This window comes from Parafrigoribacterium mesophilum (assembly GCF_039652555.1).
GTDB lineage: Bacteria > Actinomycetota > Actinomycetes > Actinomycetales > Microbacteriaceae > Parafrigoribacterium > Parafrigoribacterium mesophilum.
Map to the genome: position 1 here is coordinate 105,626 of NZ_JBDJAF010000003.1, position 20,449 is coordinate 126,074.

The 20,449-nt window shown below is 65.4% G+C and carries 20 protein-coding genes and 1 tRNA gene; 8 read left to right on the top strand and 13 right to left on the bottom strand.

What is annotated here, in order from left to right; all coding sequences use genetic code 11:
* Positions 1 to 23 precede the first annotated feature (23 nt).
* From thrB to argS, 6 genes are all read right to left on the bottom strand, one after another.
* Positions 24 to 983, bottom strand: a complete 960-nt coding sequence (thrB, locus tag ABFX56_RS12165; RefSeq protein WP_346233606.1) for a homoserine kinase — start codon at positions 981 to 983, stop codon at positions 24 to 26.
* A complete protein-coding gene (gene thrC, locus ABFX56_RS12170) occupies positions 983 to 2,080 on the bottom strand; it encodes a threonine synthase (protein ID WP_346233607.1) in 1,098 nt (365 codons plus the stop codon). The genes thrB and thrC overlap by 1 nt, the downstream gene beginning before the upstream one ends.
* Positions 2,080 to 3,402, bottom strand: coding sequence for a homoserine dehydrogenase (locus tag ABFX56_RS12175; protein ID WP_346233608.1), 1,323 nt, complete (start codon positions 3,400 to 3,402; stop codon positions 2,080 to 2,082). Before ABFX56_RS12175 ends, thrC begins: the two co-directional genes overlap by 1 nt.
* Positions 3,399 to 4,853, bottom strand: coding sequence for a diaminopimelate decarboxylase (lysA, locus tag ABFX56_RS12180; protein WP_346233609.1), 1,455 nt, complete (start codon positions 4,851 to 4,853; stop codon positions 3,399 to 3,401). Before lysA ends, ABFX56_RS12175 begins: the two co-directional genes overlap by 4 nt.
* 103 nt (positions 4,854 to 4,956) lie before the next feature.
* Entirely contained in the window at positions 4,957 to 5,754 is a 798-nt protein-coding gene (locus tag ABFX56_RS12185; RefSeq protein ID WP_346233610.1) for an LmeA family phospholipid-binding protein, read from the bottom strand.
* Between the two features lie 4 nt (positions 5,755 to 5,758).
* Complete coding sequence (gene argS, locus ABFX56_RS12190) at positions 5,759 to 7,420, bottom strand: arginine--tRNA ligase (protein WP_346233791.1); 1,662 nt, start codon at positions 7,418 to 7,420, stop codon at positions 5,759 to 5,761.
* A 97-nt stretch (positions 7,421 to 7,517) separates the two neighbouring features.
* Between argS and ABFX56_RS12195 the strand changes: the two genes are divergently transcribed.
* Positions 7,518 to 8,153 carry an arginyl-tRNA synthetase gene (locus tag ABFX56_RS12195; RefSeq protein ID WP_346233611.1) on the top strand — a complete coding sequence of 212 codons (636 nt, stop codon included), beginning with the start codon at positions 7,518 to 7,520 and terminating at the stop codon, positions 8,151 to 8,153.
* An 11-nt stretch (positions 8,154 to 8,164) separates the two neighbouring features.
* On the opposite strand, the gene ABFX56_RS12200 is transcribed toward ABFX56_RS12195, so the two are convergent.
* Positions 8,165 to 8,644 (bottom strand): hypothetical protein, encoded by a 480-nt coding sequence (locus ABFX56_RS12200; RefSeq protein WP_346233612.1) that lies wholly within the window; start codon positions 8,642 to 8,644, stop codon positions 8,165 to 8,167.
* A gap of 3 nt (positions 8,645 to 8,647) precedes the next feature.
* Positions 8,648 to 8,878 (bottom strand): DUF2249 domain-containing protein, encoded by a 231-nt coding sequence (locus ABFX56_RS12205; protein WP_346233613.1) that lies wholly within the window; start codon positions 8,876 to 8,878, stop codon positions 8,648 to 8,650.
* Between the two features lie 108 nt (positions 8,879 to 8,986).
* On the opposite strand from ABFX56_RS12205, the gene ABFX56_RS12210 reads away from it, so the two are divergent.
* Positions 8,987 to 9,058 (top strand) — tRNA-Arg (locus tag ABFX56_RS12210).
* A 262-nt stretch (positions 9,059 to 9,320) separates the two neighbouring features.
* Positions 9,321 to 9,845 (top strand): putative glycolipid-binding domain-containing protein, encoded by a 525-nt coding sequence (locus ABFX56_RS12215; RefSeq protein WP_346233614.1) that lies wholly within the window; start codon positions 9,321 to 9,323, stop codon positions 9,843 to 9,845.
* A gap of 42 nt (positions 9,846 to 9,887) precedes the next feature.
* Here the strand turns inward: ABFX56_RS12215 and ABFX56_RS12220 are convergent, their stop codons facing one another.
* Together ABFX56_RS12220 and ABFX56_RS12225 are read right to left on the bottom strand one after the other, a co-directional pair.
* The gene (locus ABFX56_RS12220) at positions 9,888 to 10,544 is read right to left on the bottom strand and encodes a histidine phosphatase family protein (protein WP_428834448.1); all 657 of its coding nucleotides are present in this window, start codon (positions 10,542 to 10,544) and stop codon (positions 9,888 to 9,890) included.
* A 560-nt stretch (positions 10,545 to 11,104) separates the two neighbouring features.
* Positions 11,105 to 11,503, bottom strand: coding sequence for a nuclear transport factor 2 family protein (locus ABFX56_RS12225; protein ID WP_346233616.1), 399 nt, complete (start codon positions 11,501 to 11,503; stop codon positions 11,105 to 11,107).
* A 127-nt stretch (positions 11,504 to 11,630) separates the two neighbouring features.
* Between ABFX56_RS12225 and ABFX56_RS12230 the strand changes: the two genes are divergently transcribed.
* The gene (locus ABFX56_RS12230) at positions 11,631 to 12,554 is read left to right on the top strand and encodes a DMT family transporter (RefSeq protein WP_346233617.1); all 924 of its coding nucleotides are present in this window, start codon (positions 11,631 to 11,633) and stop codon (positions 12,552 to 12,554) included.
* Between the two features lie 191 nt (positions 12,555 to 12,745).
* Positions 12,746 to 14,887 (top strand): hypothetical protein, encoded by a 2,142-nt coding sequence (locus tag ABFX56_RS12235; protein WP_346233618.1) that lies wholly within the window; start codon positions 12,746 to 12,748, stop codon positions 14,885 to 14,887.
* Between the two features lie 93 nt (positions 14,888 to 14,980).
* Here ABFX56_RS12235 and ABFX56_RS12240 read toward each other — a convergent pair whose 3' ends face one another.
* Together ABFX56_RS12240 and ABFX56_RS12245 are read right to left on the bottom strand one after the other, a co-directional pair.
* A complete protein-coding gene (locus ABFX56_RS12240; RefSeq protein WP_346233619.1) occupies positions 14,981 to 15,787 on the bottom strand; it encodes a DUF2382 domain-containing protein in 807 nt (268 codons plus the stop codon).
* 142 nt (positions 15,788 to 15,929) lie between these two features.
* Complete coding sequence (locus ABFX56_RS12245) at positions 15,930 to 17,684, bottom strand: DUF2207 domain-containing protein (protein ID WP_346233620.1); 1,755 nt, start codon at positions 17,682 to 17,684, stop codon at positions 15,930 to 15,932.
* Here ABFX56_RS12245 and ABFX56_RS12250 point away from each other — a divergent pair.
* Both ABFX56_RS12250 and ABFX56_RS12255 read left to right on the top strand, forming a co-directional pair.
* Positions 17,684 to 17,857 (top strand): hypothetical protein, encoded by a 174-nt coding sequence (locus ABFX56_RS12250; protein ID WP_346233621.1) that lies wholly within the window; start codon positions 17,684 to 17,686, stop codon positions 17,855 to 17,857. The genes ABFX56_RS12245 and ABFX56_RS12250 overlap by 1 nt on opposite strands.
* A gap of 28 nt (positions 17,858 to 17,885) precedes the next feature.
* Positions 17,886 to 18,320 carry a TA system VapC family ribonuclease toxin gene (locus ABFX56_RS12255; RefSeq protein WP_346233622.1) on the top strand — a complete coding sequence of 145 codons (435 nt, stop codon included), beginning with the start codon at positions 17,886 to 17,888 and terminating at the stop codon, positions 18,318 to 18,320.
* Here ABFX56_RS12255 and ABFX56_RS12260 read toward each other — a convergent pair.
* The gene (locus ABFX56_RS12260; RefSeq protein WP_346233623.1) at positions 18,317 to 18,982 is read right to left on the bottom strand and encodes a GntR family transcriptional regulator; all 666 of its coding nucleotides are present in this window, start codon (positions 18,980 to 18,982) and stop codon (positions 18,317 to 18,319) included. The genes ABFX56_RS12255 and ABFX56_RS12260 overlap by 4 nt on opposite strands.
* Before the next feature lie 126 nt (positions 18,983 to 19,108).
* Between ABFX56_RS12260 and ABFX56_RS12265 the strand changes: the two genes are divergently transcribed.
* Complete coding sequence (locus tag ABFX56_RS12265; protein WP_346233624.1) at positions 19,109 to 20,449, top strand: MFS transporter; 1,341 nt, start codon at positions 19,109 to 19,111, stop codon at positions 20,447 to 20,449.

Consider the following 20,449-nt stretch of genomic DNA (forward strand, 5'->3'; position numbering starts at 1 on the left):
TGCTAGTGATTGCGCAATCCGGGCTAATCAGCCGATGAGGCCGAGATTTCTACCGGATGCGTTATCACTGTAGCACCTTTGAAGTCCACGGCCAGGAGCAGCGATTGCCACGGCGTGGCTTGGTGACGTTGCACCAGTTCGGCGGCTGCGAGACGCTGCGACGGGTCGCTGCACAGCACGAGGATGGACGGTCCGGCCCCGGAGACCACCGCGGGGAAGCCGGCGGAGCGCAGCGTGGCGATGAGCGCATCGGTTTCGGGCATCGCCACGGCGCGGTAGCTCTGGTGCAGCCGGTCCTCGGTGGCCGCCATCAGCAATTCCGGGCTCTGGATGAGCGCGGCAATCAGCAGGGCGGAGCGCGAGACGTTGAAGATCGCATCCTCGTGCGGCACGGATGCCGGCTGCAGGCTTCGCGCGACCTTGGTCGACATCGTGGCCTGCGGAACGCAGATCAACGGTGAGACGCCGCGGTGCACGAACAGCTTCTTGTAGTGCGGTCCGTCGTCGCCGGTCCAGGCGATGGTCAGCCCGCCGAACAGTGCTGGGGCGACGTTGTCGGGGTGGCCCTCCAATTCGCTGGCGATGGCGAGCAGGGTTCCGGCGTCCATCGAGACGATTCCGTCGAGCAGGCCTTTGGCGGCCATCACCCCGGAGACGATGGCCGCACCGGAGGAGCCCAGACCCCGCCCGTGCGGGATCGCGTTGTGCGCGGTGATGTGCAGGCCAGGCAGCTCCTGCCCGAACGCGCGGAAGGTGTGCGCGATGGTGCGTACGACGAGGTTGGTGGCATCCGTCGGCACATCCCCCTCGCCGATGCCGTGAACGTCGACGCTGGCACCTGGCTCCTCGCGCACGGTCACCGTGATGTGGTCGTAGAGCGACAGTGCGAGGCCGAGCGTGTCGAAGCCGGGCCCGAGATTGGCGGTCGTGGCGGGTACCTGCACGCTCACCGAGCGCGACACGAGCCCACGGGCAGCTGCCATCAGGCCGGTGTTTTCGACAGCCCGAGGGCGCTGGCCACCTCGGCGGTGTCGTTGGGCACGATGGTGGGGGTGAACTCGGACCCGTCCGCGTTGTGCACGGCCCACTGCGGGTCTTTCAAGCCGTGCCCGGTGACGGTGATCACCACGGTGGCGCCCTTGGGTATGGCGCCGGCCGCGCTGCGCTCGAGCAGTCCGGCAACGCCGATCGCGGAGGCGGGCTCCACGAAGACGCCCACTTCGGCGGAGAGGATGCGGTGCGCCTGCAGGATGAGCTCGTCGCTGATCGCGCCGAAGTAGCCGTCGGTGGCCTCGCGGGCCGCGGTCGCGAGCTCCCAGGATGCCGGATTGCCGATCCGGATCGCGCTGGCGATCGTCTCGGGGTTCGTGACGATGTGGCCGCGGACGATGGGCGCGCTGCCCTCGGCTTGGAAGCCGAACATTCGCGGGAGTTTCGTGGTGGCGCTCCGGGTCAATTCCTCGGTGTAGCCGCGCGTGTACGCGGTGTAGTTGCCGGCGTTGCCGACCGGGACGATGTGGAAGTCCGGGGCGTCGCCGAGCACTTCGACGATCTCGAACGCCGCCGTCTTCTGGCCTTCGATGCGGTCGGGGTTGACCGAGTTGACCAGGTGCACCGGGTAGTTGTTCGCCAGGTCGCGGGCGATCTCGAGGCAGTCGTCGAAGTTGCCCTGAATCTGCATCAGCTGGGCGTTGTGGGCGATGGCCTGGCTCAGTTTGCCTAGCGCGATCTTGCCTTCGGGGACGAGCACGGCCGCGGTGATCCCGGCATGGGCGGCGTAGGCGGCGGCCGAGGCGGAGGTGTTCCCGGTGGAGGCGCAAATGACCGCTTTCGCACCGTGCTCGAGTGCCTTGGAGACGGCCATCGTCATGCCGCGGTCTTTGAAGGAGCCGGTCGGGTTGGTGCCTTCGAACTTCACCCACACCTTGGCGCCAGTGCGTGCCGACAGCGCGGCGGCGGGAATCAGCGGTGTGCCGCCCTCGCCGAGCGTGACGATCGGCGTCGCATCCGAAATGTCCAGGCGGTCCGCGTACTCGCGCAGAACGCCGCGCCATTGCCGGCTGACGGTGAGAACACCCATTACATACCTTCCACTCTGAGAACCGAGGTGACAGAACTCACCACATCATTGGCGGCCACGGCGGTGACGGTTGCCGCCAGGTCAGATTCCAGGGCCTTGTGGGTCACTATTACCAGGGTAGCGGTGGCCACCGAGTCGCCGGGCGCGAGTCGGCGCACCGACTGCTCCACGTTCTCCACCGACACGCCGTGCTGACTGAACACCGTGGCGATCGCGGCGAGTACGCCGGGCCGGTCGAGCACGGTGAGGGTGATCTGGTAGCGGGTGAGCACTTTCGAGATCGGCAGGATGGGCAAGTGGCCGTGGTTGGACTCGGCGAGGCCCGGTCCGCCGATCACGTGCCGGCGGGCCGCTGAGACCAGGTCGCCGAGCACCGCGGAGGCGCTTTCCAGACCTCCGGCCCCCGCCCCGTAGAACATGAGGTCCCCGGCGGCTTCTGCCTCGATGAACACGGCGTTCTTCACCCCGCGCACCGCCGCGAGCGGGTGATCCAGCGGCACCAGCGCCGGGTAGACGCGGGCATTGACGCCTTCGGATCCGGTCTCCGGGTCGGTGAGACGCTCGCAGATGGCGAGCAGCTTCACCACGTAGCCGGCCTTGCGGGCCGCGTCGACCTGGGCCAGCGTGATCCCGGTAATACCCTCGCGGTGCACCTCGGACAGCGGCACGGGAACGTGGAAGGCCAGGCTGGCCAGGATCGAGGCCTTGTGGGCGGCGTCGATGCCCTCGATGTCGGCGGTGGGGTCGGCTTCGGCGTAACCGAGGGCGCTGGCCGTGGCGAGCGCATCTTCGAGGCTCTCCCCCGCGGTGTCCATTCGATCGAGGATGAAGTTCGTGGTGCCGTTGACAATGCCGAGGATGCGCTTGATCCGGTCGCCGGCAAGGCTGTCCCGCAGCGGGCGCACAATGGGGATCGCTCCGGCGACGGCGGCTTCGTAGTACAGCTGGGCGCCGACCTGCTCGGCGGCGTCGAACAGCTCGCCGCCGTGGGTGGCCAGTAGCGCCTTGTTGCCGGTGATCACGTCGGCGCCGGAGTTCAGGGCCTGCAGGATGTAGCTGCGGGCGGGCTCGATGCCGCCGATCAGCTCAATGACGATGTCCGCGCCGAGGATGAGGGATTCGGCATCCGTGGTGAACAACTCCTGCGGCAGGTCGACGGTGCGTTCGGCATCGACGTCGCGCACCGCGATTCCCGCCAGTTCCAGTCCCGCGCCGGCTCGACCCGCGAGCTCCTCGCCGTGCTGCAGCAGAAGGGACGCCACCTGAGCGCCCACTGCTCCTGCCCCCAAGAGCGCGACTCGGAGATTGCGGTACTCGATCATTCGTTTCCATTCTTTGGCGCGGTGGACTTCATCGGCGCAGTGGATTCAGTGACGTTCTGGATGCCGGCATCGCGGGAGAGCAGGTCGGCTTCGGTTTCGCCGCGCACGATGACCCGGGCGACACCATCGCGCACGGCGACCACGGCGGGGCGACCGAGGTAGTTGTAGTTGCTGGCCATAGACCAGCAGTAGGCGCCGGTGGCCGGCACGGCGAGCAGGTCGCCCGGTGTCACGTCACCGGGCAGGTAGTCGGCGTGTACGACGATGTCCCCGCTTTCGCAGTGTTTGCCGGCGATGCGTACCAGTGCGGGATCGGCGGCCGAGGTGCGGCTGGCGATCCGCACGCTGTAGTCGGCGGCGTAGAGGGCCGGGCGCACGTTGTCGCTCATGCCGCCGTCGACGCTGACGTACTTGCGGATCGCCGTGGCACCGGTGGCACTGGAGACCTCCACATCCTTCACGGTACCCACCTCATACAGCGTCACCGTGGACGGCCCGACGATCGACCTGCCAGGCTCGACCGCCACGACCGGCACCGGAATCTGCAGGCGAGCGCACTCCGACTGCACGATGTCGGCCAACCCTCTGGCGAGTTCGTCCAGGGGCATGGCGTGGTCCACGCTCGTATAGGCGATGCCGAATCCGCCACCCAGGTTCAATTCCGGGACCGGGCCGGCGTCGAGGAGCATGGCGTGCAATTCGAGCAGCCGCGACGCGGACTGGGCGAAGCCGTCGGTTCCGAAGATCTGTGAGCCGATGTGTCCGTGCAGACCCAGGAATTCGAGCGTGTCGTGCGCGCGGATCGCGGTGACGGCATCCGCGGCCTCTGCCAGGGCGATGCCGAACTTCTGGTCCTCCCTGGCGGTGGCCAGGTATTCGTGCGTGTGCGCATGGACCCCGGTGTTCACCCGCAGCCGCACCGGCTGGACCAGTCCGTGGTGTTCCGCCGCGGCAGCGACCCGCTCGATCTCGGTCGGGCTGTCGAGCACGATCACGCCGATGCCGACCCGCACCGCACGGTCGATCTCGGCCGCGGATTTGTTGTTGCCGTGAAAGCCCAGGCGTTCCGGCGCGATTCCGGCCGCGAGTGCGACGGCCAACTCTCCCCCGCTGCACACGTCGATGCTGAGTCCGGCCTCGGTGACCCAGCGCGCCACCTCGGTGCACAGGAACGCCTTGCCGGCGTAGTACACCTTGGCGCTCGAGCCAACGCGGGCGAACTCCGACTCGAAGCTGAGCCGGGCATGCTCCGCACGGCCGCGGACGTCCGCTTCGTCCACCGCATATAAGGGAGTGCCGAACCGGCCAGCGAGTTCTGTCGCGTCGACGCCGGCGAGCTGAAGGCGACCGGATGCGTCCCGGGTCGCGTTCGCCGGCCACACCGAGGCTGGCAGGTCGTTGGCGTCCCGCGGATGTTCCAGCCAGGCTGGGGCGAGCGGACTGGAAGTCAAAGGAAACCCTTACTCTGTCTCTGGCGCGTGCTGGGCAGGCGCATAGGGCGGCGGGCTGGCCGCTGAACCCCGTGAATTCTACCGAATCGGCCGACGAGGTGCGTCAGCGTGACGGACAGGTGCCCTTGGCGGCCAGCGATGCAGCATCCAGCCGCAGCCCGGTCGCCGCGAAGGAGAGCACCAGGTCGCTGCCCGACACGCGGGCATCGTCCAGAACCAGCTGGCTGGGCAACTTGTCCGCGATGCAGAAGGTGCGCTTCTGAAACAGCGCGTCGCCGATGGTGGGGAACTGCTGCTTCACGTCCGCGGCGGACACCGACTTGCCGGCCAGGTCCACCCCGGTCGGTGTCAGGGCGATCTCGCCGTTCGACGCGCCGGGAGTCAGATCTAGTCCCACCGGAATGCGCAGCGAGGCGAACACCCGCAGCTCGGATTTCAGGTGCAACGCGCCGTCCCCGATGGTCAGGGAGTCCAGTGGCACAGTACCGAAGGTGCCGATCACCTTCTTGACGTCCTCGGCATCCAGCCTCACGTCGACGGTCAGCCGCTGCACAGCCTTCGTGGTGTCGATCGGCAGGCCCCGGGCCCGCAGGCGGAACGAACCGGTCATTTCGCCCAGCGCCACGCCGTCGGCCGACACCTGTACGTCGTCGAGCGCGCCGGTGGCCAGTTGGGCCAATACCGAGAATCCGCCGACCTTCACGGTCAGCGGGGTCTCGGAACCGAGCCCCACCTCGGTGCGGATCTTCTGCTCGATCTGGTCGGCCGCGTAGGAGCGGGCCACGCCGTCCAGCACGACCACGCCGGCCACGATGACGGCGAGGACGACGATCAGGATCGTGATCAGCACACCTCGCCGGCGCCGGGGGCGCCCGGCCAGTTCGCGATCTGCGGGAGGCATCCGGTCACATCCGTTCTGGTGCGCTTACTCCGAGCAGGCCGAGGCCGTTGCGCAGCACCTGGCCGGTGGCGTCGTTGAGCCAGAGGCGGGTGCGGTGCACATCGGTGATGGGTTCGTCGCCGAGCGGGGTGACCCGGCAGTTGTCGTACCAGCGGTGGTAGGAGCCGGCGAGCTCCTCGAGATAGCGGGCGACGCGGTGCGGTTCGCGCAGCTCGGCCGATTGCGCCACGATGCGCGGGTACTCCCCCAGAGCGCCGAGCAGTTCGCTTTCGGTCTCGTGGGTGAGCGTCTCGGGGGCGAAGGCGCTGCGGTCCACCCCGGACGCGGCAGCGTTCTTGGCCACCTGATGGGTTCGCGCGTGGGCGTACTGCACGTAGAAGACCGGGTTGTCGTTGGTGCGCTTCTGCAGCAGCTCGGGGTCGAGGGTGAGCGGCGAGTCGGCCGGGTAGCGGGCCAGGGAGTAGCGCAGCGCATCCGTGCCGAGCCAGGCCTGCAGGTCGTTCAGTTCGATGATGTTGCCGGCGCGTTTGGAAAGTCTCGCGCCGTTGATGCTCACGAGCTGGCCGATGAGCACCTCGATGTCACGCTCGGGGTCGTCTCCTGCGGCACCGGCGAGCGCCTTGAGTCGGTTCACGTAACCGTGGTGGTCGGCTCCCAGCAGGTAGATCTTGTGCGCGAAGCCGCGGTCGCCCTTATTAAGGTAGTAGGCGGCATCCGAGGCGAAGTAGGTGCGAATGCCGTTGGCGCGGCGGATGACGCGGTCTTTGTCGTCGCCGAAGTCGGTGGTGCGCACCCAGATGGCGCCGTCCGCGGTGAAGACGTGCCCCTGCGCCCGCAGGCGCTCCACGGCGTCGTCGATGGCGTTGCGGCCGGTCGCCGGGTCGACCTTCTTCAGGCTGCGTTCGCTGAACCAGACGTCGAAGTGCACGTTGAACTTCTCGAGCGACTCCTTGATCTCTGCCAGCTGCAGCTGGTAGCCGGTCTCCCGGGCCAGCGCGAGGCCGTCGTCGATCGGGAGCTCGAGGATGTCCGGATGCGCCGCTGCGACCTGTTCGGCCAGGTCGGCGACATACTGCCCCGGGTAGCCGTGCTCTGGGGTCGGTTCACCCTTCAGGGCGGCGTAGATCGAGGCGCCGAAGTTGTCCATCTGGTTGCCGGCGTCGTTGATGTAGAACTCGCTGACTAGGTGCGCGCCGGAGGCTGTGAGCACCCGCGCGATCGAGTCGCCCAGCGCGGCCCAGCGGGTGTGCCCGATGTGCAGCGGTCCGGTGGGGTTGGCCGAGACGAACTCGAGGTTCATGGTCTGCCCGGCAAGGGTGTCGTTGCGTCCGTACGCGTCGCCGCGATCGACGATGGTCTCGGCGAGTCGGCCGGCGGCGGCGGCATCGAGGGTGATGTTGATGAATCCGGGGCCCGCGACATCCACCGAGGCGACGCCGTCGATGGCGCGGATGCCGCTGGCGAACTCTTCGGCCAGTTCGCGCGGGCGTGCGCCGAGCGGGCGTGCCAGCTTCATGGCGATGTTGGCTGCCCAGTCGCCGTGCTCCCGGTTCTTCGGCCTCTCCAGCGCGATCTCCGCCGGCACGAGGGCCGCGCCACCATCGTGCGCCTGCAGCACATCTGTGACGACGGCGAGAATGTGGGCGGAAAGTTCGGCTGGGGTCACGGTGGCCAATTCTACCGGGAGCCGGTTCTGCGGCCGGAACCGCCGAAAGTGGGCGAGGCGGCGGCGCCACGCAGGGTCGAACGGCAACAATGGAGGCGTGTCCATCATCACCGCATCCTCCGCCCGCGCCACCCTTGCCGTTGCCGCGGTCACGCTGACCGTGGCGACGCTGACGGGATGCAGCGGAACACCAGGGCCGAGCGCGAGCCCGTCCCCGTCGTCCAGTCAGACTTCGTCTGCTGCGCCGAGCAGCTCGCCATCGGCGGGCGCGAGTGTGTCGGCATCGCCGTCTCCGTCGGCGTCGGCCAAGGCCAATCCGGTCCCGGTGAATCGCACCTGCGACCAATTGGTGTCACGGCAGGCGATGTACGACTTCAACCCGAACTTCGGGCTGCAGTCGAGTTTCACGCCGGCGGCCGGCAGCACCTCCGCGATCGCGGTCGCCAAGAAGGGTGTGGCCTGCAGCTGGTTGAACCAGACCAGCCGGGACACGATCGAGCTGTCGGCGGCGAACCTGCCGGCCGGTGACATCGCGTCGTTGAAGAGCGACCTGGGTTCCTCGAGCACGGCCACCTCGGCATTCGCGGCGCCCGGCTACTTCACCGTTCAGGGCGGGGTCGGTGTCGCGCAGGTCTTCAGCGGCAGCTACTGGGTGGTCGCTCGGTCAACCTTCTTCGCGGAGCCGGCCGACGCCACGCAGATCGTCAATCCGGCCATCGCCAGCCTCGGCTAGCAGGCGGCCGGCTACGCCATCGCGATGCCGACGACGAACAGGGCCAGGCTGAGGACGCCGATGCCGGCGCGCAGCAGTGTCGCCCGTGTAGCGGCCCGATCGATCGCTGCGGCCTGGGTACCGTCGTCCGGATGCGCGAGGGCGGCCTTGCGCATCCGTCCCATGGCGCGCGCCTGCCGCACGCCGATCCAGGTCACCACCCCGATGGCGACAGCGAGCACCAGCACCGCAATGGTGAACCCGTCGAACGGTCGGGCGATCAGCAGCACCGCGCCGGGGATCACGACCAGTACGGACGCTACCGCGGCCACTCTCAGATAGCGGGGTCCGACCTGACGGAACAGGGCAATACGTTGCGGCCGGTCGAGGCTTTTCTTACTGCTCGCACTGAAGATGATGAGGGCGACGAAACCGCCGATCCAGAGGCTGGAAGCGAGGATCAGCAGGCCGACGAGAACTTTCGCGAGTGCGACAGGGAGTTCGAGGTTCACGCCTTACGGCTTGCCGATTTCGACGCGCCAGACGGTGGGACCCTCTTCGAGGTACTGCCAGGTGTACTGGCCTTTGTGCTCGGCGTCGAATTGGTAGTAGAGCGGCTTGGGGTCGTGGTCGTTCACCAGGATGTAGCTGTGGCCTGCCTCGAGTGCGTGGTAGTGCTCAAAGATCAGTTCGTGCCGCCTCTGCGGGATTTCCGAACGGACGTCGAGGATATAGGCCTCAGCCATGGTGGGTTTCCTTTCCGGATGCGCCGTCGTGAACGCATCCGTTCCTTCGATGTTATCGAGAGCGTGCGTGTGACGGCCAGGGTCGACTGATAACCTAGACGCACCCTGGCCCCCATAGCTCAGGGGATAGAGCACTGCCCTCCGGAGGCAGGGGCCGCAGTTCGAATCTGCGTGGGGGCACCTGTCACGTGCCAGGCCAGTTCGGACTTTTACCATCTAGTTCGCGGTGCCATCGATCCAAAACTAAGTGCGAGCGGCAGAGTGCGACGTCCAGGCGCACTGCTACCGAGTTCCACGTCGTAAGAGGAACGTCCTCCGGGCTGGTGACCACGTCTACTCGAACGGAAGCCCTCGACTCCCGACGCCGTCGTTCACCATTTTCTAAAGGTTGCGGTCCGCGGGAGCGCGTGACAACAGTCAACTCGCCGCACATCATTGATCCATGATCATGCTGAGCTGGGATGGCCTCGAATCGATCAGCACGGAGACCTGTTCTGTGAGCGAATCCGCGGACGGCTTTCGAGTTGAGAGCGCCGTTCACGGGACCTTCGGACAATGTATGTACACGCTGATTGCTGACGATCACTGGCAGTTCCGTTTGCTAGCCCTCGTGCTTGGTTCTCGATCGCTTCGGATCGAGTTTGACGGCGCGGTGTGGACGGTGGACGGCCGTGAGCGGCAAGACCTCGAGGCCGCCCGTGAAGTGGATATCGCCATCTCACCGCTGAGCAACACGCTGCCTATCCGGCGGCTTGAGCTCGCCATCGGCGAGAGTGTCGACATCACGACCGCATACGTCGCGGTGCCCGCCCTCACGGTGGTAGCTGACCCCCAGCGCTACACCCGTCTCGCAGACCATGAGTACCGTTATGAGTCGCGGGACTCCAACTTCGAGCGGGTAATCACGGTTGATGAACATGGGCTGGTGGTCACCTATCCGGGCCTCTTTGCTCGAAGTACCCGATAGACGGACGCTCATCGCCAACATCCCCTATCCCTCACGAAGGGATCAGGATTCTGAGGGCACCAAGGGCAGTTCGAGTCCGTAGTTCCAAGACAGAATCGCCGGCTGCTCGCGGTAGAAGCTGAGCACCGACACTGATCCAGCATCCAAGGTGATCTGGGCCCCGAAACGTGGTGCCATTCGCAGGAATACGGCTGTCAGGATGCGCAGAAAATGGCCATGCGCAACCAGAGCGACATCTCCCTCAGCCATCGCAGGAAGCACTCGCGTGAGCACGCGAGACGCGCGTGCGGCAACCTCTTCCACCGTCTCACCTGGTGTCCGCCCACGAATCACGCCGTGAGAAAACGCGCTCCAGTTGTAGCCGAGCTCGCTTCGAATGTCGCGCGTCGTACGCCCCTCGTATCCGCCGTAATCCCACTCGACGAGAAGCGGATCGATCTCGGCATGCAGGCCTGCCAGTTCAGCAGTTCGCTGCGCGCGCTGTAGTGGTGAGGTCAGGACGAGCGAAAAGTTGTAGCCGGCAACCAACCGACCTGCACCGCGGGCAAGATCCTCCCCTCGGGCAGTGAGCGGAACATCAGTAAGTCCTGTGTGTCGGCCTTTCTGTGACCACTCCGTCTCTCCGTGTCGCAGGAGAACCAGCTTCCCCGACGGGTTGTCGGGAGCAGGATAGTCGGGCAGCGGATCGTTTATGGACACACCGCTACCGTAGTCGCGACACCCTGCGAGCGTCCGAGCGTCCGGAACGGCCTGCAGCACGTGCTGGAGTACTACGGCTACCCGTTACGGTCTCGTCCCGGGGGCAGAGGCAATTGGCCATTCGTTGGGCGTCCGGACCGTGAACACAAAACAATGGGAAGTCGTGGAACCAAGCGGCCAATTCCCGGTCGGTAATGTCAATTCCCGGTCGGTAATGTCTGGGACCCGACCGCGCGACGGATCCCGGACCGGTTCACCCACGAACACCTAGCCGAAATGACGACCCGCCTTGGGCTGCACCCGTTCGATCGGACTTCTACGCACCGAACGGGCGAGGCCTGATCGTCGAGCGCACCGAGCCGATCCAGCCGGATGAATCGACTTACACTCTCGCCCAGGCGCGCGCGAGGAACCAGTCGACTAGAGAGTGGCTGCGCTGGTCGCAGAAGAACAGTAGGAGGCCATGACCGCTCAAGCGCTCCGCGACGTCGTCGCCTCGGTGCTGGAATCAGCACCGTTGGCGAGATGATCCGTCGCCAGCAGCCTCCACTGTCTCCTGGTCACTCGATGACGGTGTCGGCATGGCGATGGGCTACCTTCCACTCGCCGCTCTCTCGGCGATAGACCTGGGTGGCCCGTAGAACGTAGCTGCGCGGCTGGCCGTCGACGGAGGCCGCACTGTGTTCTAAGCCGACGGTATAGGCCATGTCACCGACCACGTCGAACGCGCTCAACTCGAACCTGTACGACGTGCAGTCGGAGAAGCTCTTCGCCAGTGCGGTGAAGAGCTCCTCTATTTCCTGCTGCCCATTGGCGTTGCGCCAGGCACCCAGGACGCTGACGGGCTCGTTGCGAGACCACAGCACCCGGCGCGGAGCCGCGTCGCCGTTGTGCAGGGCGAGCTCTGCCTCGTACAGGGCGGTCTTGACCCAGACCAGGAAGTCATCGCGATCAGTCATTCGCTCAGTGTGCCCCCGAACTAAACGTGTTCACAGGGGAAGTCTCGCCGAGTCCGGCCTGGCGGATTGGCCTGTCCTCGCAACGCGTCAAGGGATTCTGTCGACCCGTCCCGGCTATCGTTGAGAAGTGACGAGGTCCCGGGTTGCGGTGTGGTCGCTGGTCGCCGTCACCGCGACGTGGGGTGGCGCTTTCGTGATCATGAAGCCCGCCATCGAACAACAGCCCTTCTTCGACTTCCTGGCCATCCGCTTCACGTTGGCTGCTCTCATCATGCTGGCGGTACGGCCAAAAGTGGTGATGGCTCTCAAGGGCCGCGTGTTGGGCGTCGGCGCTTCGCTCGGTGTCGTGCTCGGGCTCGGCTACGTCACCCAGACCATCGCCTTGGATATGACGACCGCAGCCATCACCGGCTTTCTCACTGGAACCTACGTCGTGCTCACGCCGATCATCGGCTGGCTCCTCTTTCGTCGCCGAATACGGAGGAGGGTGGCCGTCGGCGCCGTTCTTGCCCTGGTCGGGTTGGGCCTCATCTCCATCACCGGCGTGAGCATCGAGGTGGGCCAGATCTGGGGCGTAGCATGTGCCGTCCTCTTCGCCCTCCACATCGTGGGCCTGGGCCGCTTCAGCTCGAACTTCGACTCCTATACCCTCACGTTCGTTCAGTTGTGTGCCGTGGCGATAGTGTGCTGGATCGGGGCTGTGCCCGACGGTTATCAGGGTCCTCCCACCACCGATGTCTGGATGGCGGTGCTCTTCACGGCGGTGTTCGCCACCGTTTTCGCCTTCTTCGTGCAAACCTGGGCGCAGGCCCAGATGGAGGCATCCCGAGTCGCCATCATCCTCACGCTCGAAGTGGTCTTTACCGCGCTCATCTCGGTGGGTGTAGGCCAAGAAGTCTTGTCGCTGAAGACCGTCGTCGGTGGTGCCTTCATGATCTCCGCCATGGTGCTTGTGGAGCTCCCCAGACGCAGAGCCGCCGTGGGCGTTGCGGCCGCCGATGGTGACGGCGATTTGGTCGCAGTAGAACCCCTGCCGCGCGAACCGGTTTGAGTTGACCTGCCGGCTTCCAGCAGGCGACCACAACAGTTGTGAATTTCTTGTCACATTTCCATTCCCACGGCAACCACTCCGTGGTGTACTGACAGGCACCATCGGCAGACCGTCCGGTCTGCCCCTCGCCGTCCCGCCAGCGGAGATCACGAGTCAACGACGGTTGGGACCCTTCATCTGGAGGTACAACCGTGCTCAAACCCCATAAGCGCGCACTCGGTGTTTCACTGGGCTGCGCCTTGGCATTCACTCTCGTCGCCACCGCGACGGTTCCCGCGGTCGCCGACGACCACGAGAACCTGCCCGGCGAACCCGCCATCACACTGCCGATCAATGACAGTGAGGCCGGCGGTACTTATGACCAAAACTTCACCCGCGCCTATTCGGGCACCACCCCCGATGGCACCCCGGTCTACATCTATATTCCCGAGGGCACCCCGCTCGACGGTTCAGCGCCAGTCGGCGTCGCGAGTCTTGATCCGGCCTTCGACCACAATCCGGCTGACGAATTCGTGCCGTGCGGCGATCGTGCGGCATCCGACTTCGTGCTCACGCAGGCGCAGATCAACTACATGGGTGACGCACTTTCGCACCAGATCGTCGCCGTCGACGAGGAACACTACGGACCGATGGACGCCGCTGATCCGGCCGAACCGGCGAGCGATTCGCTTGTCATGGTGGTGTACAACGTGCAGGACGCTAATTATTACGACTGCGCGGAGACGACGTACACCGCCGGCTACTTCGCCCCAGACTTCATCGACTCGGCAGGCATGAATGTCATCGTTGTGGATGCGTTCGACTGGGCGAACCGAGTGGGGCCGAACGATTCCGGGTGGCGTGACGGCGACCCGTCCAACGATCGGGCGACGCTGTATGAGGGGGTCATCGCCCACGAGCTGGAGCACTTGCTCCAGAACTACAGCGATCCTGGGGAGCTGTCCTGGGTCGATGAGGGATTGGCGGACTTCGCCGTGTTCCTCAACGGGTATGACGTCGGCGGATCGCATTTGACCTATCATCAGGTGTTCTACGCCGAAACGTCGCTGACGCGCTGGGCTGGCGGACTCGAGAACTATGGTGCCGCGTATACCTTCTTCCAGTACCTCTGGGAGCAGGCCGGTGGCAATGGCGACGGCACATTCACTCCTGACCTGCAGAATGACGGCGCCGGCGGCGACCTGTTGATTCAGCGGATCTTCGAGAACCAGGCCGACGGGATGGAGGGAGTGCAGGCGGCGATCGACAGCTTCAACGCCGAGACCGGAGCCGATCTACGCAGCGCCGACGCGCTGTTCCAGGATTGGGCGGTCGCGGTCTACCTCGACGACGAGGAGTCGCCACGTTTCGATATCAAGGCTGTCGACTTCGGCGACCCGGCGTTCACCGACTGGACGATCGACATCGCGGACGACCAATTCTGGGGCGACCGCGGCAGTAGCCAGGGTGCGCAGCCCGCACCGAAGTGGACCAAGCGTGCCAATGCCCAGTCTCCGACGGCACTGCCGTACGGACTGCAGGTTGAGCGGTTCCAGAACCCGGGCCCGAACGTGACGGTGTCCCTGGACGGCGAGGACACCACGCAGGTAGCACCGCACAGCGGCGACACGCACTGGTACGCCGGCTATGAAAGCCAGTCCGACAACATCCTCGACGTGGATGTGACCGGCGAGGCCACCTCGCTCGATTTCTGGACCTGGCACTTCATCGAGGAGGGCTGGGACTACGGATTCGTTGAGGCACTCGTCGGCGACAAGTGGGTCACCGTTCCGCTGGTCGATGACGCGGGGACCGTCGTCACCAGCAACGACGACCCGCACGGCAACAACACCGAAGGCAACGGACTCACCGGCACCTCGGGCGGGGCATACTTCGTGGACGACCCGGCCTACGTGCACTACACGGCACAGCTACCGAACGGAGCGACGGATGTGCGGTTCCGCTACTCTACCGACGCCGCGTACCTCGACACCGGCTGGTTCGTCGACGACGTGCTGGTCAACGGAGCGGCCGCCGCTGTGACCTCCGCCGAGGGCGAGTGGTTCGAAACGACCGGGCTCCAGGACAACAACTGGACTCTACAAGTCGTGGCCGGTTGTGACCTTACCCCGGGCGTCGACTCACCATACGAGATCTCGGATGGCGCAGGTAATTTCGTCTACCGGCTCGAGGGCGATGCGATTTCGCAGTCCGGATTCAACACGAAGTGTGCCAACGGTCCGAACCGGGACTTCGCGACTCTGGTGTCGAACCTGCCCACCGGTGACCTGACGTTCCTCGATGCGGACTACGCCCTCACCGTGAAGAACGACGGGAACCGCAAGGAAGGCTGACCGCAGATCATGAGTGGAGGCTCCTCCCAGACGAGGGAGGAGCCTCCATCCCGGGTCAAGCCGCGGGAGCCGGCTCAATCCACGAGGAGCTATTCAGCGCCGGTTCGGGTGCTGATTCCTCCGAGTGGTGCCGTCCTCGTCGAAATCGATTTGCTCCTTCCGGACCTGCTCACTCACCTGCTGGTCCTCGGTGACGGTTTCTTTGTCGAGGCGCACGCGCTCGACCGGCGTCGCTTCCTTGGAGACAACGACGCGCTCTTCGTTCAAGGTCACTTCGTGGTCCTCCTCGCTGATGTCGGGGCCGGAGAGCGCCTCATCCCGATTCGCGTCGGTGATCGGCTCGCGTTCGACGCGGACCTCTTCATGGCTGACCGGAACCGTGATGTTCTGTTCCTCGGTGACGACGTACTTGTGCAGCCGGGCGGTGCCCCGTTGGGTCTGCTCCTTGTCGACGCGCAACTGCTCCTCGGAGCGGGTCATCGCCGAATCGGTGTTGGGCCCCGTCGTGTCGTGCCCGGTCATGTAATCAGCGTCGGTCGTGTAATCGGTGTCGGTCGAGTAGTCAGCGCCGGTCGCCTCGTTCGCAGCGGAGTAGTCGAGGTGGTAATACTCGTACAGCGCTTGCTCGTCTGCCTCGCTGAGAGCTCCGTCATCGTCAATGCGAGGGGCATCCTTGACGAATTCCTTCTCGAAGCCGACGCGGAGCACGTCTCTGTCAGCGGAAGCGTTCTCGAGCGGCACAAATGATTGCGACGTGCCGAAGAGGCCAGTCTTGACGGTGGCCCAGAGCGGGCGCCCCTTAGGGTCAACGTAAATTTGGCCCACTGTGCCGACCTTGTTGTCCCTGGGGTCGACGACGGGAGCGCCAATGACGCGCGAGATTTCCTTGGTGTCGATCATGTCGAATCGACTCCTTCCTTGTCGGATCTGGCTGCCGATTTAGCAGTCAGACGCGAACATACGGATGCGACCGAGAACCGCACAGGGGCACCAGGTTGGCAGCTGCTGTGAATCGGATGCGTGCCCGCCGAGAAGCCATCGGCTAGACGCCGCCTCCGCCGCCACCGCCGCCACCGCCGCCGGAGCTCGCACCGCCGCCGGAGCCACCGCTCGAGCTGTACGCGGCCGAGACGTTGGTGGACACCGCGCCGATACTGCTCGCGAAAATCGCGGCGTTGAACGTGCCTTGGCCGGTGTACCAGCCGGGCTGAGTCCCGAGTTGCTCGTAGTAGCGGCCGAGTTCCGCCGCCCACCGCTTCTCCTCGCCGAAGAGCATCGCGTACGGCAGCAGGCGTTCGTTCAGCTTCACCACCTGGGCCAGGTTGTCGGTGGCCACCGGTTCACGCAGGGCCCCCTGCGGTGACTGGAGATAGCGAAGCCGGTCCGCCTCCGCCAGTTTGATGTACTCGGCAAGCCCGTCGAGGTGTTCACGCAGCTCGACACCTTTGGGCTGCAACGGCACCCGGAAAACCAGGAGGCCCACCGTCACCGCGGCGAGGACCGCGACCAGCATCAACACCGCTGGCCACGGACCACCATAGGCCTGGTCAAGTGATATGGCGCCGAACACAATGGCACCGGTGACGGCGAGGGCGGCGGCCATCACCACCAGCGCAATCACGCCCACCGGCGGTCTGCGCCGGTATCCGTTCGTGGTCGCGTCCGAGCGCACCCGTTTCGTCAGCGCGGCGATCTTCGTGACCGCGCTCTGGTCGGTCTTCTTGAGGTTGCCGTGCTCGCCTGGCGTCAACACGGTGCCGAACAGCGCGTGCAGGAATTCGCGCTCGTCGGCATCCGTGCCCCTGTCGCTGACGAACTCCAGTCGGTAGCTCGGCTTGCGGCCGGTGACCTCCACGATGCGCAGATTGCCCGAGACGGCAAGCCCGATAATCTGCGCCGCCGTTGACTTGGAGGTGCGATGCAGGATGAGCGCCGACAGCAACAGGTTCACACCCTTGGGCGGTAGGTACTCGGCAATGAGGATGCCCCGGCCGGGCGCATCGCGCAGCCGGGTGTTCCGGATGACGAGGTCTGCGATGCCCGCCGCCAGGGTGCCTGCGGCAAAGAGCAGCGTGAGCAGCGGCCACGGTGCCGCAAAGAAGCCGCTGTCCCTGGGCGTGAAGGTACCCGGCTCAAAGCCGATGGCGAAGGTGAGGTTTTCGCCCGGCCCAAGGTTCTGGGCGGAGAAGGTGAAGGTGTCGTCAGCCGTTCTGGCGGCCTCGGCCGGGCCGTCCGCACCTTCCATGCCCGAGGCGGCATCGACCTTGCCGGACAATCGGGGCACCAGGTCATCGGCCAGCTGCACGGTGGCGGTGACCCTCCCGAACGGCTGGCCCCAGTCGGTGCCGTTGGTATCCCAATAGAACTCGTCGGCATCGGTATCGGCGAAGTACCGGGTGACATTGGACTGCGTGTAGGTAATCACATAGGTCTGGGCGCCGTGCACGAAGTCGTCGGCGGCGATCGTCACCGAGAGGAAGTCGTCCTCGCTGTCGGTCTCGTAGGCGCGTGGGGTGCCGTCCTCGTCGGTGACCGACACGATGTGCAGGTCGGTGGGGTGGCCGTTGTAGTGGTCCACCAGGTTGCGCCGAATGCCGTGGTTCTGATCAGACTCGGGGAACACCGCGACCAGCGTTTCGACCGTGGTCAGTTCGGAGTGGCCCTGGGCATCCGTCGACAGTTGGTAGTGGCCGTCGAAGCTGGTGAATTCGAAATCGTTGACATCGGCGGTGGCGGGAGCGGCCCCGCCGAGCACCAGGCCGACGGCGAGTGCACACAGGACCAGCAGCCTTTTCATTGCAGCAGCCTAGCGACGCCCTGCACCGCTCCACGGATGCGGACCGTCCCCTTCTCATGATGACGCCCACCTTCGACCTGGGGCGCGCGCAGATGCCGCTCGATCGGGCCGTGGTAATAGCAGCGGAACTCGAAGACGAGCAGTTGCTCCGCAAACGCGAGAGCGGAAAGTGAAATCCCGACCAGGATGCGGTGACGACCGGTGAAGCTCGTGGATGCCAATGTGCTCCTGTACGCGGTCGACCGCTCCGCCGATCATCACGCCGAAGCGAGACAGTGGCTGGACTCGGCCATCACCGACCGCGAAACCGTGCTGCTGCCCTGGGTCAGCCTGCTGGCCTTCGTGCGCCTGGTGACCCACCCGTCGATCTTCGAGCGTCCTCTCCCGGTCGATCTTGCGCTCGATGTGGTCGCGGGGTGGCTGGCCGCTCCGGCCGTGGTCATCCCACAACCCGACGACCGTCACGTTCAGCGCCTGCACGAGCTGCTGCACGCGACGGGACGCGGCGGAAACCTGGTCAACGATGCGCACCTTGCCGCGATGGCGCTGCAGTACCAGGCTGCGGTGGTCACGTTCGACAATGACTTCGGACGATTCCCCGGCGTGGCATGGCAGCGCCCGGGAGCGGCCGGCTAGACGCTCATCCACTCGGTGATGTGCCGGCCTGATTCAAGCACGTGATCGCGCATGGCGGCTTCCGAGGCATCCGGGTCGCGCCTCGTGAGCGCCTCCAGCACTGTGCGGTGCGCGACTTCTGAACTGTGCCTCTGTCCGGCGTCGTTCCAGTAGTCGCGCTTGTACGGCAGTGGAACCTCCAGCAAGTGCCGCCCGACGTGCGTCAGTTGTGAATTGTCGACGATCGAAAAGATCAGGTTATGGAAGTACACGTTCTCCGCGTTGCACTGGTCGACAGCTCCTACGGGAAGGGCCTCGAGCCTGTCACAACTTTGCTCGAGCAGGCTCAGTTGCCGGTTGGACACCCGATCGGTGGCGAATCGGGCGACACGCCCCTCCACCAAGCTGCGTACTTCGTGCACAAGATGGATGTCTTCTGCGCTGTAGACCCGCACCCGCGCACCCTTGCCCGGTTGCAGTGTGATGAGGCCCTCCACGGCGAGAACCAGAAACGCCTCACGCACCGGGGTTCGGCTCACGCCAAGTCGTGCTGCGATCTCGACCTCACGGATGCGTTGGCCCGGTTGAATCGAGCCTGACACAATGGCGTCCCGCAACTCTTCGACCACGCCGGCGTGGGCATTGGTGCCGCCACCACCCGCATCATCGTCTATGCGTAACATTCCGACACCTTTGCTCGAAGTGGAAACCTGCAGTTGCTGCACGATATTCCTGAGGTATACGATCACTCAGTCCTGCATGCATTGTATGCAAAACATTCGCGACAGAGTGGTTGATCGGAGAAAATTGTGGCTGATTCGCACGGAAGTCCCTCGCTCACAGCACCGGAACTGGGAGGAAACCCGTCAGGGCCATGGTGGCGTGGCCTGAACCGCACGCACCGGCGGGTGCTGGTCGCCGCCCTGCTGGGGTGGGCACTCGACGGGTTCGAGACGTACGCGCTGGTCATCATCATCGGCCCGGCACTCGCGGACCTGCTCACGGCGGACCAGCAGAAGAACATTGCTCTGTACGCCGGCCTTGCCATCGGCATCACGCTTCTGGGCTCGGGAGTCGGCGGACTGATCGGCGGCACCATCGCGGACTACCTCGGCCGTAAGCCAGTGATGCTGTGGTCCATCGCGGCCTACTCCATCCTCACCGGGCTGACCGCGTTCAGCAGTTCGATCGGGATGCTCATCGCGTTGCGCTTCCTCACCGGGCTTGCCCTCGGCAGCGAATGGGCCACCGGGGCGTCCCTGATCCAAGAAACCTGGCCGGAACGCTCCCGCACCAAGGGCGCAGCGATCGTGCAGTCCGGGTTCGGAATCGGCTCGCTGCTCGCCGCTGTCGCTTGGCTGATCATCGCCAGCATCGACCCGACCGCCTGGCGGGCCATGTTCATCCTGGGCGTGCTGCCGGCACTGCTGGTGCTGTTCCTGCGCACCCGCGTTCCCGAATCCGAGCGTTGGCAACGGGCCGTCGGCCGCACCGACGCGAAGAAGGCCAAGGCGAAGACGAGCCGGGGTCTCACCTTCACCCAGATCTTCGCGGAACCGCACACTCGCAAACTGGTCTTGCTCACCTTCGCGCTGTCCCTGGTGACGATCGCCGGCTGGTACGCGATCTCGTCGTTCCTCCCCCGGTTCGCCGTTGTGCTGGCCACCAAGGACGGCATCGCCAATCCCGCATCCTGGGCCCAGCTTTCGGTGGTCACCTACACGATCGGGTCGATCATCGGCTACGTGGCGGCCGCGTTCGTCGCCGACCGCTTCGGTCGTCGGTTCTTGATCGTGCTGTTCCTGGTCGGCTCGGCCGCCCTCACGCCGATCACCTATCTCTGGCCCGGCAATGTGCAGTCGTTCCTCATCGTCGCGGCGATCAACGGCATGTTCACCCTCGGTGGTTTCGTCTGGATGCCGCTGTACCTGCCGGAACTGTTCGGCACAGCGGTGCGGTCCACGGCCATGTCCACGGTGTTCAACGGCACCCGGCTCATCGCGTGGGTCGGACCGATTCTCACCGGCAGCCTGGTTCTGGTCTTCGGCGGCATCGCCCCGGCGGCAATCTGGATGGGCTCGGTCTATGTGCTCGGCCTGATCGTGGTTCCGTTCCTCAAAGAAACGCGCGGTCTGCCCCTGCCTGAGTGA